At 71.2% G+C, this 17,873-nt stretch carries 12 protein-coding genes and 1 pseudogene; 8 read left to right on the top strand and 5 right to left on the bottom strand.

Features of this window, described 5'->3' with window-relative positions; all coding sequences use genetic code 11:
- Positions 1–12 precede the first annotated feature (12 nt).
- The 8 genes and pseudogenes from WMF44_RS01330 (at position 13) to WMF44_RS01295 (ending at position 7,178) form a co-directional block, all read left to right on the top strand.
- Complete coding sequence (locus tag WMF44_RS01330; protein WP_437297312.1) at positions 13–1,158, top strand: cobalt-precorrin-5B (C(1))-methyltransferase; 1,146 nt, start codon at positions 13–15, stop codon at positions 1,156–1,158.
- Complete coding sequence (locus WMF44_RS01325) at positions 1,155–1,883, top strand: precorrin-8X methylmutase (RefSeq protein WP_437297311.1); 729 nt, start codon at positions 1,155–1,157, stop codon at positions 1,881–1,883. Before WMF44_RS01330 ends, WMF44_RS01325 begins: the two co-directional genes overlap by 4 nt.
- The gene (gene cbiE / locus WMF44_RS01320) at positions 1,880–3,199 is read left to right on the top strand and encodes a precorrin-6y C5,15-methyltransferase (decarboxylating) subunit CbiE (protein ID WP_437297310.1); all 1,320 of its coding nucleotides are present in this window, start codon (positions 1,880–1,882) and stop codon (positions 3,197–3,199) included. Before WMF44_RS01325 ends, cbiE begins: the two co-directional genes overlap by 4 nt.
- Positions 3,196–3,996: a precorrin-2 C(20)-methyltransferase gene (gene cobI / locus WMF44_RS01315; RefSeq protein WP_437297309.1), complete on the top strand. Its 801-nt coding sequence runs from the start codon at positions 3,196–3,198 to the stop codon at positions 3,994–3,996. Before cbiE ends, cobI begins: the two co-directional genes overlap by 4 nt.
- Positions 3,993–5,132 (top strand): cobalt-precorrin 5A hydrolase, encoded by a 1,140-nt coding sequence (locus WMF44_RS01310; RefSeq protein ID WP_437297308.1) that lies wholly within the window; start codon positions 3,993–3,995, stop codon positions 5,130–5,132. The genes cobI and WMF44_RS01310 overlap by 4 nt, the downstream gene beginning before the upstream one ends.
- Positions 5,125–6,396, top strand: a pseudogene (gene cobJ, locus WMF44_RS01305) (precorrin-3B C(17)-methyltransferase). The gene WMF44_RS01310 and the pseudogene cobJ overlap by 8 nt, the downstream one beginning before the upstream one ends.
- 225 nt (positions 6,397–6,621) lie before the next feature.
- Positions 6,622–6,852 (top strand): hypothetical protein, encoded by a 231-nt coding sequence (locus WMF44_RS01300; protein ID WP_437297307.1) that lies wholly within the window; start codon positions 6,622–6,624, stop codon positions 6,850–6,852.
- On the top strand, positions 6,849–7,178 hold the full coding sequence (locus tag WMF44_RS01295; RefSeq protein ID WP_437297306.1) for a type II toxin-antitoxin system RelE/ParE family toxin: 330 nt from the start codon (positions 6,849–6,851) through the stop codon (positions 7,176–7,178). Before WMF44_RS01300 ends, WMF44_RS01295 begins: the two co-directional genes overlap by 4 nt.
- A 681-nt stretch (positions 7,179–7,859) precedes the next feature.
- Here WMF44_RS01295 and WMF44_RS01290 read toward each other — a convergent pair.
- The 5 genes from WMF44_RS01290 to WMF44_RS01270 form a co-directional block, all read right to left on the bottom strand.
- The gene (locus WMF44_RS01290) at positions 7,860–8,372 is read right to left on the bottom strand and encodes a hypothetical protein (protein ID WP_437297305.1); all 513 of its coding nucleotides are present in this window, start codon (positions 8,370–8,372) and stop codon (positions 7,860–7,862) included.
- Positions 8,373–9,038: 666 nt separating this feature from the next.
- Positions 9,039–11,264 carry a TOMM precursor leader peptide-binding protein gene (locus WMF44_RS01285; protein ID WP_437297304.1) on the bottom strand — a complete coding sequence of 742 codons (2,226 nt, stop codon included), beginning with the start codon at positions 11,262–11,264 and terminating at the stop codon, positions 9,039–9,041.
- Between the two features lie 140 nt (positions 11,265–11,404).
- The gene (locus WMF44_RS01280; protein ID WP_437297303.1) at positions 11,405–12,559 is read right to left on the bottom strand and encodes an amidohydrolase family protein; all 1,155 of its coding nucleotides are present in this window, start codon (positions 12,557–12,559) and stop codon (positions 11,405–11,407) included.
- Positions 12,560–12,737: 178 nt separating this feature from the next.
- Positions 12,738–13,745: a hypothetical protein gene (locus WMF44_RS01275; protein ID WP_437297302.1), complete on the bottom strand. Its 1,008-nt coding sequence runs from the start codon at positions 13,743–13,745 to the stop codon at positions 12,738–12,740.
- Positions 13,669–17,829, bottom strand: coding sequence for a TOMM system kinase/cyclase fusion protein (locus WMF44_RS01270; RefSeq protein ID WP_437297301.1), 4,161 nt, complete (start codon positions 17,827–17,829; stop codon positions 13,669–13,671). Before WMF44_RS01270 ends, WMF44_RS01275 begins: the two co-directional genes overlap by 77 nt.
- Positions 17,830–17,873 lie beyond the last annotated feature (44 nt).

The raw sequence follows: 17,873 nt of genomic DNA, 5'->3' as shown, positions 1-17,873 counted from the left end.
GCGGCACCTGCGATGGCAGAGCTCCGGCCGAGAGACCCGAAGGGGCAGCGCGAGGGGTTCACGACGGGCGCGTGCGCGGCCGCCGCGGCCAAGGCGGCGGCGCGCGTGCTCGCGCGCGGCGCGGCGGTCGACGCCATCGAGACCACGCTGCCGAACGGGCAGAGGGTCACCTTCCCGCTGAGGCGCTGCGATCGCGACGGGCCGCGCGCCACGTGCAGCGTCATCAAGGACGCCGGCGACGATCCCGACTGCACGCACGGCGCCGAGCTCGTCGCCGAGGTCGAGCTCCGCCGCGAGCCGGGCGTCGAGATCCGCGGCGGCGCCGGGGTCGCCATCGTCACCAAGCCGGGGCTCGGGCTGCCCGTCGGCGCGCCCGCCGTGAACCCCGTGCCCCGCCGGAACATCACCGAGATGGTCCTCGAGGAGCTCGAGGGCTCGGGCTTCGCCGGGGCCACGGTGACCCTCAGCGTCCCCCAGGGCGAGGAGATGGCGAAGCAGACCATCAACGCGCGGCTCGGGCTCATCGGAGGCATCTCCATCCTCGGGACGAGCGGGATCGTGAAGCCGTACTCGACCGCCGCCTTCCGCGCGAGCGTCGTGCAGGCGATCGACGTCGCCGCGGAGCGCGGCATCGCGGCGCTCGCGCTGACGACCGGCGGCAAATCCGAGGCGTACGCGATGAAGCTCTACCCGGAGCTCCCGGAGGAGGCGTTCATCCAGGTGGGCGACTTCATCGGCACCGGGGTCCGCCACGCCGCGCGGCGGCGGATCGCGCGCGCTGTCATCGTCGGCATGATCGGCAAGCTCTCGAAGATGGCCGACGGCAAGATGATGACGCACGCCGCCGGCTCGGAGGTGAGCATGGAGCTGCTCGCGCAGATCGCCGAGGAGCTCGGCGCGCGGCCGGAGATCGCCGCCGAGATCCGCCAGGCGAACACCGCGCGGCACGTGCTCGAGCTGTGCCAGCGCGAGGGGCTCACCGGCGTGCCTGGGGGGATCTGCCGGCGCGTCGTCGAGCACACCTCGCGTCACGCGGGCGGCGCCCTCGAGGTGCACGCCTGCCTCGTCGATTTCAACGGGGCGCTGCTCGGCCGATATCCGGCCGGCGACGCCGGTGCCATCGGTGCGGACAGAGCGGAGAAGGCGGAGGAGCCATGAGCGGTGATGAGGTGCGCGCGGTGAACGACATGCGGCAGATGACCGCGCTCGGGCGGCGCATCGAGGACAGGAGCTTCGCGATCATCGACGAGGAGGCCGGCGCGCACGGCTTCCCGGAGGCCGAGTGGCAGGTCGTCCGCCGCGTGATCCACGCGACAGCCGACTTCGAGTTCTCGTCGCTCATGCGGCTCCACCCCGAGGCGATCGCGCGGGGCATCGCGGCGCTCCGGGGCGGCGCGCCGGTCCTCGTCGACGTGAAGATGATCGGCGTCGGCCTGAACGAGCAGCGGCTCGCCTCCTACGGCTGCGCGATCCACTGCTTCATCTCGGACGACGACGTCATCCAGGCCGCCTCCGCGGCCGGCTCGACCCGCGCGATCGAGTCGATGCGCAAGGCGCACCGGCTCGGGCTCCTCGACGGCGCGATCGTCGCGATCGGCAACGCGCCGACGGCGCTGCTCGAGGTCGTGCGCCTCGCCCGGGAGGAGGGCGCGCGGCCGGCGCTCGTGATCGGCGTGCCGGTCGGCTTCGTTTCGGCTGCGGAGTCCAAGGAGGCCCTGCTCGAGTCCGGGCTCCCCTTCATCGTGGCGCGCGGCCGCAAGGGTGGCAGCCCCATCGCCGTCGCGATCGTCCACGCGCTGCTGCTCCTGTCGGCGGACTCGGCGGGACCGGCAGGACCGACAGCATCCGCGGGCCCGGCCGAGCCGGCCAAGGTGGCGCGATGAGCGCGCGCCGCGCCGTCACCGTCGTCGGCATCGGCGACGACGGGTGCGCCAGCCTGTCGAGCCGCGCCGCGTCCGCGGTCGCCCGCGCCGAGGTGCTCGTGGGGGGCGAGCGGCACCTCGAGTTCTTCCCCCAGTTCCGCGGCGAGAAGATCGCCCTCAAGGGCGGCCTGTCCGCGGCGCTCGACCGCGTGGACGCCCTGTCCGCCGAGCAGAACGTGTGCATCCTCGCCTCGGGCGACCCGCTGTTCTTCGGCGTCGGCGCGCTCGTCGTCCGGAAGCTCGGCGGCGAGCACGTCGAGATCATCCCGAGCCTGAGCTCGGTCCAGTGGGCGTTCGCGCGCACCGGCATCGCCTGGGACGACGCCGCGTTCGTCTCGGTCCACGGGCGCTCCCCCGAGGGGTTCGCGACGCGCCTCCGCCGCCTCTCGAAGGTCGCGGTGCTGACCGACGGGGAGAACAGCCCGGCCCGCCTCGCGGCGCGGCTCCTCGAGCACGGCGACGCCGGCTGGAAGGCGTGGGTCTGCGAGAGCCTCGCTGGCGCCGGCGAGCGCGTGCGCGCGTTCGACCTCGCCGCGCTCGCCGCCTGCGAGGACATCGGCCCGCTGAACGTGCTCCTGCTCCTGCGGAGCGATCCCGCGTGGCGCCCGCCGCCGGCCGTCCCCTACCTGCACGAGGACGCGTTCGCGAAGCGCATGCCGAAGAACGGCCTCATCACGAAGCGCGAGGTGCGCATGCTCTCGATCGCCTCGATGGCGATCCGCCCCGACGCGGTCGTCTGGGACGTCGGCGCCGGCTCGGGGTCGGTCTCGATCGAGGCGGCGATGCTCTGCCCCCTCGGGCGGGTCCATGCGATCGAGGTCGACCCGGAGGGCGTGGAGATCTGCCGCGACAACGTCCGCGCGCACGGGGTCGACAACGTGCGCGTCGTCGCGGGCCGCGCGCCGGAGGCGCTCGCGGCGCTCGAGGACCCGGACGCGGTGTTCGTCGGAGGGAGCAAGGGGAGCATGGAGGAGATCGTCACGGTGGCGCTCGATCGGCTGCGGCCCGGCGGCCGGCTCGTGGTCAACGCCATCACGATGGAGAACGTCGCCGAGACGTACCGCGCGCTGCGGGCGCGGGGGCTCGACCCCGAGGTCACGCTGCTCTCGGTCTCGCGCGGCGTCCCGCTCGCGCGCTACGTGCGGTACGAGGCGCTGAACCCGATCCACATCTTCGCCGCGACCAAGCCGGCGAACGCCGAGGAGGCCGTGGAGGGCGCGGCGCCGACCCAGCCTGCGGCCGGCGGCGCGCGGCGGGCCACCTCGGAGGCGTCATGAGCGGCCTCGGCAAGCTCTACGGCGTGGGCGTCGGCCCTGGCGCGCCGGACCTGCTCACGCTGCGCGCCGTGCGCGTGCTGCAGGAGGCGGACGTGCTCGCGCTCCCCCGCAGCTCGGACTTCGGCGCCTCGATGGCCTACCGGATCCTCGAGCCCGTCGTCGGCAAGCAGCGGGACAAGGAGCGGCTGCTCCTCACCTTCCCCATGAGCAAGGACCCGGATCGCGTCCGCCCCTACGTGGACGCGGCCGTCGAGCAGATCGGCGACCGGCTCTCGCGCGGCCTCACCGTGGCGTTCGCCACCGAGGGGGATCCGTCGCTCTTCAGCACCTTCGTCTATGTGCGCCGCGAGGCGCTCCGCCGCCTCCCCGGGCTCGAGGTCGAGGTCGTCCCCGGCGTCACCTCGGTCACGGCGGTCCCTGCCGTGAGCGGGCTCGCGCTCGCCGACGGGCAGGAGCGGATAGCCATCCTGCCCGCCACGTACGGCGTCGACGACCTGACCGACGTCCTCCAGCGCTTCGACACCGTGGTCCTCATGAAGATCGGCTCGGAGATGCCGAAGGTGACCGAGGCGCTCACGCGCGCTGGCCTCCTCGATCGGGCCGTGTTCGTGTCGAAGGCGACGATGCCCGAGCAGCGGATCGTCCGCGACCTCCGGGCCGCCCAGGGCGAGCGGGGCGACTGCTTCGCCATGGTCGTCGTCACGCGCGGGGAGCGGAGCGGGCTGCTCGTCGGGGAAGCCCCGGCCTCGCCGCCGGGCGGCTTCGACAAGGCTCTTACCGAACCGGAGGCCCCATGACCGCCGAGCGCAAGCCGTACGCCATCTACGCCATCACGCGGCACGGGATCTCCATCGCGCGCAAGCTCATCGAGGGGCTGCCGGGCGCGGATCTCTACGTGTCGCAGAAGCTGTTCGACGGCGCCCCGGCGGGGGCGAAGCCGCTGCCGCTGCCGATGGGACCGCTCTTGAACGAGGCGTTCACGCTCTACGACTGCCACGTCTTCGTGATCAGCGTCGGGGCGGTGGTGCGCATGATCGCGCCGCTGCTCAAGAACAAGAAGGTCGATCCTGCGGTCGTGTGTGTCGACGACACGGCGCGCTTCTCGATCTGCGTGCTCTCCGGGCATGTCGGCCGGGGCAACGCGTTCACCGAGAAGGTGGCCGGGCTGCTCGGCGCGCAGCCGGTGGTGACCACGGCGTCCGACGCGCTCGGGACGCTGACGGTCGACATCCTCGGCCGGGACCTCGGGTGGACCCTTGACGATCCCGACCGCAACGTGACGCGCGGCTGCGCCGCCGTCGTGAACGCCGCGCCGGTGCTGTTCGTGCAGGAGACCGGCGAGCCCTCGTTCTGGCCCGAGGCGACGCCGCTTCCGCCGGGCGTGCGTTACGCGACGTCGCTCGACGGCGTGGATCCCGGCGCGTGGGAGATCCTGCTCGTCGCGAGCGACCGCGATCTCTCCCGCTCGCACCCCGGGATCGTCGAGCGCGCCGTCGTCTACCGGCCGAAGAGCCTGGTCCTCGGCATCGGCTGCGATCGCGGCGCGCCGCTCGCCATGGTGGAGCGCGGCGTCGACCGGCTGCTCGAGGAGCACGGGCTGTCGGCGAGGTCGGTGAAGGCGCTGGCGACGATCGACAAGAAGGCCGACGAGGAGGCGCTGCTCGCGCTGTCGGCGCGGCGGGGGTGGCCGCTCGTCACGTTCACGCCCGAGGAGCTCGACGCGACCGAGGGCATCGAGAACCCGTCGGAGACGGTGAAGAAGCACGTCGGCGCCCGGGGCGTCGCCGAGCCGGCCGCGCTGCGGGCGGCGGGGGCCGCGAGGCTGCTCGTGCCGAAGCGGGCGTACACCGAGGAGGGCGTGGGGCGGTCCATGACGCTCGCGGTGGCGCGCGTCCCGTTCGCGAAGCGCAACGTGGAGGAGAGCCATGGGTGACAGCAAAGGAGTCCTGTCGATCGTCGGGATCGGCCCTGGCGCCGAGGAGCACGCGTCCCGCGCCGCCCTCGAGGCGATCGCGGCCTCGGACCTCATCGTCGGGTACACGACGTACATCCGGCTGGTGAAGCACCTGATCGAGGGCAAGGAGATCATCAAGACCGGCATGACCGAGGAGATCGGCCGGGCGCGCGCCGCGGTGGAGCGGGCGCGGGACGGGGCGCGCGTGGCGATCATCTCGTCGGGCGACGCGGGCGTTTACGGCATGGCCGGGCTCGTCTTCCAGGTGCTGGAGGAGATCGGCTGGAAGCGCGGCGAGTCGCCGGAGCTCCGCCTCGTGCCCGGGATGACGGCGCTCAACGCGTGCGCGTCGCTCGTCGGCGCGCCGCTCGGCCACGACTTCTGCGCCATCTCGCTCTCCGACCTGCTGACCCCGTGGCCGGTCATCGAGCGGCGGCTCGAGGCCGCGGCCGCGGCCGACTTCGTCATTGGCCTTTACAATCCGGCGAGCGGGCGGCGCACGCGCCAGATCGTGCGGGCGCAGGAGATCATCCGCCAGCACCGCGCGGGCACGACGCCGGTCGCGCTGGTGAAGAGCGCTTACCGCAAGCTGGAGAGCGCGGTGCTCACCGATCTCGACCATTTCCTCGAGTACGAGATCGGGATGCTGACGACGGTGCTCGTCGGGTCGACCAACACCTTCATGTTCGAGGGGTACATGGTCACCCCGCGCGGGTATACCAACAAGTACACGTGGGATGGAGCCGCGCTCCCGGGCCAGACGCCGGGGCGCTCGCTGGTGCTCTCGGACGAGGGCGGCACCGCGGAGGAGGTCTAGATGGCACGCGTAGGGAGGCTGGGCGGCGCGATCCTCGCCGAGACCCAGGGGGCGTATTACCTCATCGGCAACACCAAGGCGCCGTGCGACTTCCGCGCGGCGGGGTTCGAGCCGCCGGACGAGGCCGATCTCGTGAAGGGGGCTTATGTCCGGCTCAAGCCGCTGCGCGACGCGGGCGAGATCGAGGTGGCGCCGCCGGTGCTGCTGCTCGACGTCGAGGGCGAGGAGCTCGCGAAGAAGCTCGTTCACCGCTTCGTGATCGACCGGAATGGCTCGGTGAGCGAGCGGCTGTGGCGGCTCGTCTACAGCCACGACGACCCGCTCGACGACGCCGAGGCGCCGGTCGAGCGGGACGCGCGCTGGCTGGGCGGGATCCCCGAGCCCATCTGGCAGCTCGTGCGCGACAACGTGCTGCGCTGCCTGTAGTCCGAGCGGACACGGGGAGGACGCTCAGCCAGCTCGCCTGGATGTCGGGGTGCTCGAGGCGACCCGCACGCTGGCCGCGCAGCGACACCCGGGAAGAGGTGTGTCCCACGCCCGGGCTCGTGTGACGTCGAGGATGCCGCTGTTCCATGGCGCACCATGGCCACGACGGCGGGATGCCGCTGCTCCTTGGTGCAACAAGGTGATGACGGCGCTACGCTTCGCGACGTGCAAGCGCTCAAGGCCCGCGTCCAGAACGGTCGCATCGTCGTGGACGAGCCCACGGATCTGCCGGAGGGCATGGTGCTCGATCTCGTCATCGCCGATCCGGGCGACGAGCTCGACGACGAGGAGCGCGCAGAGCTGCACGCGGCCCTCGAAGAGGGGCTCGCCGAGATGCGAACAGGGGCAGGTATCGAGGCCGACGTGCTGCTCGCCGAGCTGCGGGCGCGCGGGTGAAGGTCCGATTCCTGGGGAGATCGGCCGAGCAGGCGCGCGCGGTGGATGCATGGTGGCGCGAAAACCGTCCCGCGGCGCCGTCGCTGTTCGCCGATGAGCTCGCCGCAGCGCTCCGCATGCTGCAGCGCACGCCGGAGATGGGAGCCCCCTACGGCCCCAAGGCGAAGGATGGAGTGCGGCGTGTCTTGCTGTCGCGTACGCAGTACCATGTATATTACGCGGTTGAGCCGGAGATGCGCCTCATCGGGGTGCTCGCTGTCTGGAGTTGCTTGCGCGGCAAGCCGCCCAGCTTGGGTCACGCGAAGGACGTGAAGAAGAACCGCTGAGGCGGAGAGCTCTCCCTCCAGCGGGCTCGGCTCGTGATCAACATCCGTTGCGAGGCTGCTCGCCCTGAGGGAGGCGCGACGCGCCGAGCCTCCTTCGTTGACAAGCGCTGGGCGATTCCGAGACAGACGGTGCCGGCAGGCTCTCCCGGAGCGCTCCGGTTCGCCCGCGGCCGTGCTCTCGCCGCTCGCCCCTTCACTGGCACCAGATCATGATCGAGCGAGCGGCAGTGGCGGCTCGTCTATAGCCACGACGACCCGCTCGACGACGCCGAGGCGCCGGTCGAGCGGGACGCGCGCTGGCTGGGCGGGATCCCCGAGCCCATCTGGCAGCTCGTGCGCGACAACGTGCTGCGCTGCCTCTAGGCTCGATCTGCTTCTCGTCGGCGACGAACTCGCGGTGGCGAACCACCGCGATCCGTCACTTTGACCACAGTTTTGGGGTCCCAGACCACCGATCGCGCCCCTTCGAAAGGCATGGCCCGAACATGGGCCCAACCGGTGAGTCGCGGGCCCGGGGAGCTCGCGATGGTCGATCCGTCGCCTTGGGCTGCCGTGGTCACCTCGGCTACACGGGACGCCACGACCGCACCGTGGCAGTGCGTCCATGTCAACTGGCACAGCGGGGCAAGATGCCAGTTGCCTTCGGAGCGGTGTTTGGCCCCCTATCCCGCACGGGCGGCGTCAGGCACTGTAGAGGTTGGTTCCGATGACTTTCCCGTCTACCGTGGGGATGGGCGTGTTTCCAGTCAGAGCGTAGACGGGATCCTTCCCGGTGTCGACATCGGAAGCGATGAACGTGACGGCAACACCACTCAGGTTCGAAGCCGAGCAAGCCACCCAGGCCTGGGAGCTCACGTTGAGAGCCGCGGTCTGCCTGGCGAGGATTTTTTGCTGTGGGATAGTAAGGATTTGCGGCCTGGACGGCTGGTCGGGGACGACCCATCCCACGCTGTAGTGGTTGTTGTTGTCGGTCGTCCCGAGGGTGAGGGTGAACGCGCGCAGGGCGATATCGTAGTCACCCCTCGACGTGGCAGACAAGGTGATCGTCCAAGGCCAATGCCTGGTTTGATCCTCGCACTGAATCCATGTCGGCTCAACGAGAGACAGGGTCAGGTGCTGGCTTTCGTAAATGACGAGCGGAGCGGCAGACTGGCCTGACGTACTCAGAATGCTAGAATGCTTTTGTGTGGACATGGTGGATCAATCCTCGTGTTAAGACCCCAGAACTCGGGGTGGACCGACTGAGCAGGAGCAGCGCCCCTGGGTGTGACACCCGGCGATGAACGAACGGGGGCGAGCCAGGTGACCGCGCCCGCGCGCGCGATGACAACCGGCCAGCCGTCGCACGCGAGTCACCCTTGGAGCAACATCGAGGCCAGCGCGCACGGGCCCGGGCGTGCGTGTATTCTGGATAGATGGACGCCCACGATCCGAGGCCGGGCCTGGCGCCAGCGCACCCGTGCGAGGCCGCGCCGAGCGTTCACCGCAGGGCCACCACCGTGGACGCGTGGACGAGGAGATGCTCGGATGCCGTCGGGGCTCAGCTCTCGTCAGCCGGGCCTGCGTCCGGGGGGGACACTCCGCGTCCTGCTGAGACGCTGGTCCCGGATCGGTACGACACCTGCTTGCACGGGCGCGGGCGGTCGAGATAGGGCAGCTCTGCTCAGCAGGAGCTGGCCGGAGATCTCAGCCGGGGCCGACCGTCACGAGGAACGAGGGGCCCAGGTCGTCGTCCCTGCACCGGGTTGGGCCGGAGCACCACAGAGCGTGCGCTGTCGCGCGCCGCCTCCTCCAGATCGCCCACCATGGCCTCCGGGTCGTGGCGCTCTCGCCTGCGCAGCTGCTCGGCGGCTATCGGGGCTAGACGAACAGAGGGACCGGGTTGAGCTCGCCCTCGGCGAGCGGGCGGGCGAGCCACCCGAGCGCGCACGGCACCTCATAGAGCCTCCCCGGGCCGAACCGGGGCCAGAAATGGCGCAGCCCTGGGACGATCACCTGGACCACGGGCAAGCCGATGTCGGGGCGGGTCTTGTCCACCGCGACGAGCTCCAGGCCCGCCCCGTCGAGGCGACCCAGGCATTGCTCGATGTCGGCGCGCAGATCGGCGCCGCCGATCCGGGGCAGGTGCTCGGCCGCGACCCGGCGGAGATCGGGGCTCGGGAAGAGATGCGCTCGGTCAGGCAGCCGCTCGAGGTCCCACGGCGCCCGGCGCGCGCCTTCAGGCTCGAAGAGCTGGTTGAGCTCGGTGAGCGATCGCTGCACGGCGAGGCGCGGGTCGATGTGGCAGCCGAACCCGATGGTGAATCGATCCCCCCGGGCCTCGTGCGCGAGCGCGACGCAGGTGGGGATACCGAGGTCGTGCGTCAGATCGAGCACCCAGACGGCCCAGCCGAGGCGGGCATAGTCCGCCTGGAGGGCTTCGAAGTACGGGTCCCGGAAGCTGTCGAGCTCGATGGCCGGGCGCGCGAGCCGGTTGTACCACCAGACCGCGGCAGCATCGCGCTCCACGAGCTCGAGCAGCGCCTGCAGCACGGCCTCCTCGAGGCAGGTGCCGGCCGCCACGCCGTTGCCGCAGGGGCCGCAGAACGCGGTGCCGCTCTCGGGCGGGGCCTCGGCATAGCAGTAGGCCAGCGGGACGTAGCGCCGCTCGCGCTTGCTCAGCGACCACGCCGGGGTCCAGTCGATCCTGGTGCCGGCGTCGAGCGGCTCCGGTACCCACTGGCGACGATCCGCTGCCCGCGCGTTGAGCTGAGCGCGCTCGCGGTACTGCGCCTCGCTGAAGTTCAGCAGATCGCCGGGCGAGAGCGCCGCCGCGCCGAGCTCGTCCTTGCTTGCGCGGACGCGCGCCTCGTCTCCCTGGTACACGCCGCTGTAGCGCTCGAGCGCCTCGCAGAGCGCGCTCACCCTGGCCTGGTCCGCGCTGCGCCCCTTGCCGGCGCAGCCCTTGTCGAAGACGTTGGTGCGCGGGACGCCCTCCCGGGGGCAGGCCAGGTAGCCGGACGCGTACACGGCGCGGAGCTCGGTGTCCCGCCCCGGCATCGGCACGAGGTACGTCACGGCTCCGGTGATCGGGCTGACGAGGTGCTGGTAGCGCTCGTAGGTCCGCCGCGGGGTCTGCCGGCGATATCCACCGTCCTCGTAATGCGCCTTCTCCACCGGCTGCAATTCGATCGGGCGCTCGCCGACGGCCGCCATCCGCGCCGTATCGCCGCACGCCGGGCACTGCGGCCTCCGGACGACCGCGTGCGCGGTGATCTGGAACGTCGCCAGGTCGAGGGCGAGCACCCGGGCACCGAGCGCCTGGGGAGAGCTGGTATCGTCCCTGGCGAGCGCGCGGGCGATGGCCGAGGCGCCGAGCCCGCAAGCGGTCCGTACGCTCGCCTCGGTGGCCGCCCTGGGGGGAGGGACATGGCCCTCGTGCCCCCGGCGCCGGCGAACGAGCTCCTCGACCGGGCGGTTCTGGCGCATCCAGAACGCCATGCAATCCCAGCAGGGGCCGGCGCCGGGCTCGAAGACAGGCCCGATGAGCGGCTGGACGCCGGCAGGCTTGATCAGGAACCAGCGCGCTCCTTCACGCTGCGCGCGGCGGTTGATCGAGGCCAGCTCGGGCTGCAAGTAGTCGTCGGCCACGACCACCTGCACCGCCGCCTCGGCGTCGATCCGCACGCCTGCCTGTTCGAGCGCCTCGGTCATCCACCCGGCGGGAGCGGCTTCGCCGACGGCCAGGACCGACACCGGGGTCCGGCTCAGCGCCTCGGCGGCCGCCTTGCCGTCGAGACCCACCCCACGCCAGAACGCGGCGCTCTCGGAGGGGAGCTCCGGTGTTGCGGGGACCAGGTAGCCGCGCGCCGCGAGCCGGCTCAGGGCATACAGGGTCTCAGGCTCGGAGAACCGATCGCGCGCGGCGCTCAGGATCTCGTGCACCGTCCGCCGGCCGTCGACGAGCGCGGCGACCTCGGCGGTGCAGGCGCCGGAGAGGACGAAGCGCTCGCGCTCGCCGATCAGGAAGACCACGCCCGCATCCATGCGCTCGACGCGCAGCGTGGGATTGAACGCCAGCACCTGGCTCAGCTCCAGAGGATCCATCGTCGTTCCTGGTTTCACCCGCCAAGGAGCAGGCGCAAGTGGCGAGCTCGAGGAGAGCGACCACCGGATGGCCGGGGATCGCCTCGACCCCCCGAGACCCGTCAGAGTCCGGGCGGATCGGAGCTGCACAGGGCGCGCCCCTACATCCCCATGAGGCCGCAAGGGCTCTCCCAGAGGATCGCCCGCAGCGCCTCGTCCCCGAGCGCGTCCCGCAGCGCCATCATCTCGTCGACCATCCCGGGGCCGTGGTCGAGGTGGGGGAAATCGGTTCCGAATACCATCCGCTGGGGGCCGATCTCCCTCACCACCCGGTCGAGCATCACCTCGCCGGGCTCGAGCGCGATCCAGCACTGCCGCTGGAAGTACTCCGAGGGCGGCCGGCGCACCCGGCCGCGCACCTCGCCGCGCATCTGCGCGTACTCGACGTGGTCGAGCCGCCAGAGCCAGTAAGGCAGAAAGCCGCACCCCGCCTCGAGCAGGCCCACCCGCAGCGTCGGGTGGGCCTCGAGCACGCCGCCCTCGATCAGCGAGAGCAGCGCCATCATCGCCTCCATCGGATGAGAGCAGGCATGCCGGCCAAATTGGGTCTGGAAGCGATCGGCTCCCGCCGTGGGGAGGCGCGCGTGCGTGCCCTCGTGGAGGAGGATGGTGACCGCGTGGTGCTCGCACGCCGCCCAGAATCGCGCATAGGCAGGAGCGCTCAGCGTGCGGCCCCGTACCGGGTTGGGCCGGAGGACCACCGAGCGCACGCCGCCATGGACCGCTTGCTCGAGATCGCCCACCATGGCCTCCGGATCGTGGCGTGAGATGAGCGCCGGGCCCAGGAGCCTGGCAGGCGCGCTCGAGCAGAAATCGCCCAGCCATCGATTGTAGGCGCTGGCGTAAGCGCGCGAGCGCTCCGCGTCGATGGAGTCGTCGTTGACCAGGTAGGTCGCGAACGTGGGGAGCATGACGGCGACGTCGACGCCGGTCGCGTCCATCTCGGCGAGGTGCCCCCGAGGCGTCGTTGCGGCGGCAAGAAGCTCGCGACGCCCCTCGGCGATGAGCCCGACCTCGATGTACGCCGCCTCGGGGACACGCATGACGGGCTCGCCAGCCACACAGAGGATCTGGGGCGTGGGCAGGAGCGCGTGCTCACCCAGGCGATTCAGCCGCTCGGCCAGGGCCTCGGGGGGGCCGAAGGGCTCGAACCGAGGCGCAACTTCTCGCATCCGCGCCGGCAGGTACTCCGGCCACATGGCGACGGGCTCGAGGACGTGACGGTCCACATCGATGATCCGAAATCCATCCCGCATCCTCAGCTCCTCGGCGGCTGGAATACCGATCGCGTTGAAACCGGGAGAATTTTCACAGGGAGGCGGGGAGGCGGGGAGGAAGAAGAAAAAAAATGAATCTCTCGCTCTTGCCGTCTCTCGCTCCCCGCCTCCCCGCGAAATTCCTGCGTCCTCTCGTGGTTTCAACCCGTTTGTCGCGCTAGGAGCAGCAGCTGAACGGGTATTGTGCCCCTGCGGCGTTGTACGCGGCGAGGGCGAGAGGCTCGTCGCTCGAATTGTCCGGCGGCTGGGGCAGACAGAGCGTGAGCATGTGACGCCGGCTAGACTCCCAGGGGCCAGTCATGTTTTTGGGATTGCGATTTCCTGCGCCAAGACCCTCGTCGCTCGCTGCATCGCTATTTCCTACACCATTGCCCCTACCACCGGCGGGAGCCTTCCAATTAGAAGCGCAGTCCCACTTGGCGCCCTTGTCTTCCTGGATATAGAGCCCCATCTCCCAGGGCATTTTGTACTTTCGGATGGTCTGCAGAGCTTGCATGGCGTTGGTCTGGAGCATTTCTTTGAAGGACGGGTTGGCCCATGCCTTGGCCATCGCCCCGAGCAGCGCGACCTTGAACGCCGTGAAATCCGCGTCGTCAGGCATGAGCTGGCCGGAGATCGTCGGCGAGCTGATGCAAACCTCCCCGTAAAAACTGGTCGCGTCGCCCGGGTCGACCTGGAGCGGCGCGATGGCCTCATCCGTCGGTTTGATGCACCAGTTCCCCCAGTCGTCGCTGAACAGGTTCGCGTGCTGCATGTAAAACTCTGTAAGCGCACGAGCCTCGATCGGATGGTTGCCAGACGTCGTGCTCTCGGTGGAAGACGGCGCGCTGAGCGGCAGCCACAACGTCAGGCTGTCTATCGGGGGCAGGGCGGTCGGCGGGGTATTGCGGGGTGAAGACGGCGCGGGCCTGGGCCAGATCCACTCGTCGCCGGTCCACTGGAGCCTGGTGCCGCCCACGATCTGGATCTGGCATACGTTGTTCCACGGTGAGCGTTCCCAGTCAAAGCCATACTCCCTCAGGACAGTGATGGTGTTGCCGGTGCCAGCCTCGCTCGCGTAAGGGCTGGTGGTCAGCTGTTCAAGAAGTTCAGGATCGCTCCACGCTCCCGCGATCGCGCGCAAATACGCGGTGCGAAACCGCATCAGCTGGCTCATGTCTTTCATCGAGTTCTTCCTTCTTCGTGACGCTCTCCTCGATCCCTCGCAGGCACGGGTGAAGCGCGAGCAGATCGTCGAGGCGGGCTCGGTGTGGCGCGGCGCCGCCGGAGCGCCCGAGCAGCTCCAGCGTCGCCAGCGCTTCAATCCTCGGCATGTCGTGGTGCCGCGCGAGCCGGGCGGCTCGCTCCAGCGAGAGCCGCACGCCTTCGGCCGCAGGATCCTTGTGCGCCTCGTACATGGCCCGGCGGAGGTGGAGCTCGGGCTCGTAGTAGTGCTCGTCGTTCTCGCGGCACAAGGAGAGGCAATGGTCGATGCACGCGATGGCCGCGTCGAGATCGCCGCGCTCGGCCTGGCGGTCGGCCATCAGAGAGCCGTAGTACGAGAGGCCGAGCTTGCACCCGAGGCTGGAGAGGCCTTCCATGATCGCCCGGGCGCGCTGGTCGTCGCCGGTCGCCCAGTCGTGGAGGGTCTTCGCATATCCCTCGTAGGCAGGCAGCCCATATTTACCGCTCAGGGTGAGGATCTCTCCGGCCATGGAGGCGACCGCGCGCCGGTCGCCAGCGAGCTGGTAGATCATGCACCCATACAGCAGACAAAGGGCGATCGAGGGCACGTGGCCGACCTCACGCGCCCATTCGAGGGCGCTCGTGATGTGCGCGAAGGCAGAGGCGGTGTCGCCGGAGTACCAGCAGAGCTGCGCTACGTACGCCTTCGCCAGGACCAGCGAGTCCAGCCCGAACCGCACCCCGTGGTCCCGATGAAGGTCGGGATCGTAGAGCGTGGCCGCGCGCTCGGCCACGCGCCGCGCGGCTGCGTGGTCGCCATCCACGAAGAGGGCGAGCGCGTAGAGCGCCTCGACAGCGGCGCGGAGCCCCCGGTCGCCGGAGCGCTCGGCGATGGCGACCAGCTCTTCTATCAACGCGCGCGCCGTTCGGCGGTTGCTGGCCACGTGATGGTAGACGAACAGGAAGCTCAACGTCGGCACACGGTGCTCGCTGTCCTGTTCGAGCAGCTGCAGCAGGCTGGCCGAGCGATCGACGGTCGCCTTGACCCGCGGATCGGCCCAGCCATGGTTCGCCATCAGGGCCTGGGTCAGGACGCCGTTCGCGCGGAGCTCGGCCTCGACCCCCCCGGCGCCCGACAGCGCCTCGGCCCACGCCACGGCATTGGAGGCGTGCACGATGGCCTCGGCATAGGCCGAGCGTTGCAGCGCCTGCTCCGCGGCGCGCTGCGCGTAACCAGCGGCCTGCCCCTTCTGCTCCGCCGCCGCGTGGTGGTGCGCGAGCAGATCGGGCCGCGTCCGGACCATCTCCGGAAACCGCTCCTCCAGCGTCGCAGCGATCCGCGCGTGGACCCTCCGCCGCGCGCCCGTGGAGAGCGACTCATAGGCCGCGTCCCGCACCAGCGCGTGCTTGAACACCCCTACCGCGTCCTTCTGCCGCCGCTTGCGCAGCAGGAGCCCCGCGCTCATCAGCCGCTCCAGGTCGTCCTTCACCGCCGCCGGGCCGAGCGGGCTCGCTGCCGAGAGCACCTCGATGCCGAACTCCCGCCCCAGCGCGGCCGCGAGCTGGGCCGTCTCCCTGGCGCGCTCCAGCCGATCCAGGCGCGCCGTGAGCAGCGCCCGCAAGGTCCCCGGGATCGCTGCCCCCGAAAGCGACCCCGTGAGCTCGCAGCGATCCTCCCGCTCCACGAGGAGCCCCGAGTCGACCATCATCCGGAGCAGCTCCTCCGCGAAGAGCGGAACCCCGTCCGCGCGGCCAGCCACCTGCTCGATCACGGCGGGAGGCAGCGCCTTGTTGCCCACCAGCCGGGTGAGCATCTCCTCCATCTGCGGGCGCTCGAGGCGGCCCAGCGGGAGCAGCAGCACATCGGCCGTCGAGAACGACGGCGAGAACTCCGGGCGAGCCGTCATGACGACGCACATGGGGACCGCTGGCGCCTCGCGAACCAGCTCCGCGAGGAACTCCATCGTGGTGGGGTCGGCCCAATGCAAATCTTCGGCCAGAAGAAGGACGGGCCGCCTGTCGGCCATCGCGAGGAGCAGCGACGCGACCGCCTTGAGCGTCAGCGCCTTCTGCCGCTGCGCCGAGACGTCGAGCGGGGCATACGGGGCGCCGAGAGGCAGGGAGAAGAGCGGCACGAAGAGCGGCATGGACTCGGCCAGCGCGAGGCCGTGGCCGGCGAGCTCCCCCTCGAGCCGCGCGATCGTGCTGCCCGCGTCGGGCTCCTGGTCGAGCCCGAGCGCGCGCTCGAGGAGCTCGATCACCGGGCGCAGCGGGCTGTTTTGCGTGGCGGGCGAGCACCGCGCCTCGAGGAAGGTGGGGTCCTCGTGCGCTACCCGATCGCGCAGCGCGCGCGCCAGGCGGCTCTTGCCGATGCCGGGCTCGCCGGTGATGAGGCTCGACTGGCCCGCCCCCTCGCACGCGCGGCGCCACCGCTCCAGGAGGAGCCTGATCTCCGCATCTCGACCGGGGAGCGGCGCCTTCGAGCCGTCGGGGGTCGGCCACCTCGCCGCGGCGCCGTGCTCCTGCCCGAGGCGGTAGGTCTCCACCGGCGCCGCGATTCCCTCGATGGAGCAGGCCCCTTCGCCCTCGAGGTCGAAGGAGGCGCGCAGCAGCGCTTGCGACGCGGCGCTGACCGCCACGGCTCCCGGCGGCGCCAGCGCGGCGAGCCGCGCGGCGAGCCGCGGGGTGGCGCCGGTGACGAGGCACGCGCCGTCGAGATCCCCCAGATTCCCGTCGACGACCAGGCCGGTGTGAAGGCCGACGCTCACGTCGATCCGCACGCCCGGCGCAGCGCTGCGTGGGTCCTCGGCGTCCTCGGCTTGCACGGCGCCGGCCATCGCCAGCGCCGCGCGGGCAGCGCGCCTGGCGTCGTCCTCCGCCGCGCTGGGGTAGCCGAAGTAGACCAGCAGATCGTCGCCGAGCGCCGCGGCCACGTACCCCCCGTACCGGCGCCCGACGTCCGCGCAGAGGGCGAGCGCCGAGCGCAGGGGATCGTCCAGCGCCTCGGCGTCGGCGGCCTGCGCGACGGCCGCGCGCGCCCTCAGGTGACAGCAGAGCGCCGTCAGCTGCCGGCGCTCGCCGTCGAGCGCGGGCGCCCTCCGCCGGTCGAGCGACGCGGCGACCGTCGCGGCCGAGGCGAGCGACCGCGTGTCCCCGCCGGACGAGGCGCCGCCGGCGACGAGCATCGCCTCGCGCGAGAGCCCGCGCAGGGTGCAGGCCTCGAGCGCCTCGAAGAGCCCACGGGCGGTGACGTCGCGCGCGCCCTCGTCCTTGCGGAGAGCGCGGGCGAGCAGGTCGCCCAGGGGGTGGCGCTCGAGCGCGGCGGGGATCGGGACGGGATCGGGGCCGAGCAGCCGATAGAAGATCTCGGCCTCCGTGCCGCCGTACGCCGGCTTGCCCGTCAGGCACTCGAGGAACACGAGGCCCCACGAGAACAGATCCGCGCGCGGCGAAGCCTCGGCGCCGCGCCACTGCTCGGGCGCCCCGTAGCCGGGCGTGCCCAGCGCGTCGTGGCTGCCGGTCAGGCGCGTGGATCGTCCGTCGTCGAGCGTGGCGCCGATCCCGAAGTCGAGCACCAGCGCGTTGCGGCGGGCGCCCGTGGGGATCACCATGATGTTGCTGGGCTTGAGGTCGCGGTGGACGACGCCCGCCGCGTGGGCGCAGGCGAGGGCGTCGAGCACCTGGAGCATCAGGTGCCGCGCCTCGGACGGCGCGAGCGCGCCCTCTCGCTCGAGCAGGGCGGCGAGGTCGTCGCCAGGCGCGAAGGCGAACGCGGCGTAGAGGGTCCCATCGTCCACCTGCCCCGCGTCGACGAGCTGGACGATGTTGGGGTGGTGGAGCTGGGCGCAGAGCCGCGTCTCGCGCAGGAAGCGCGAGACCCGCCTGTCGGTCTGCGCGCCGCGCGCGACGCCTCCCTGCTCGGCGAGGCGCAGGATCTTCAGGGCGATCGGCTGCCCGGTGGTGAGCTGGCGGGCCTTGTGCACCACGCCGAAGCCGCCCTCGCCGAGCTTGGCCAGGATCTCGTAACGCCCGTCGAACGTCGTGCCTGGCGCGAGCGCGGCGCCGTTTGCAACAGAACACTGCATGCTCGATCTCGTGGTCGCTGGAGGCGCTCGGAGAGCGCTGGCAC

This window comes from Sorangium sp. So ce426 (assembly GCF_051475585.1).
Classification (GTDB): domain Bacteria; phylum Myxococcota_A; class Polyangia; order Polyangiales; family Polyangiaceae; genus Sorangium; species Sorangium cellulosum_B.
This window is presented reverse-complemented; position numbering and strand designations above follow the sequence as displayed.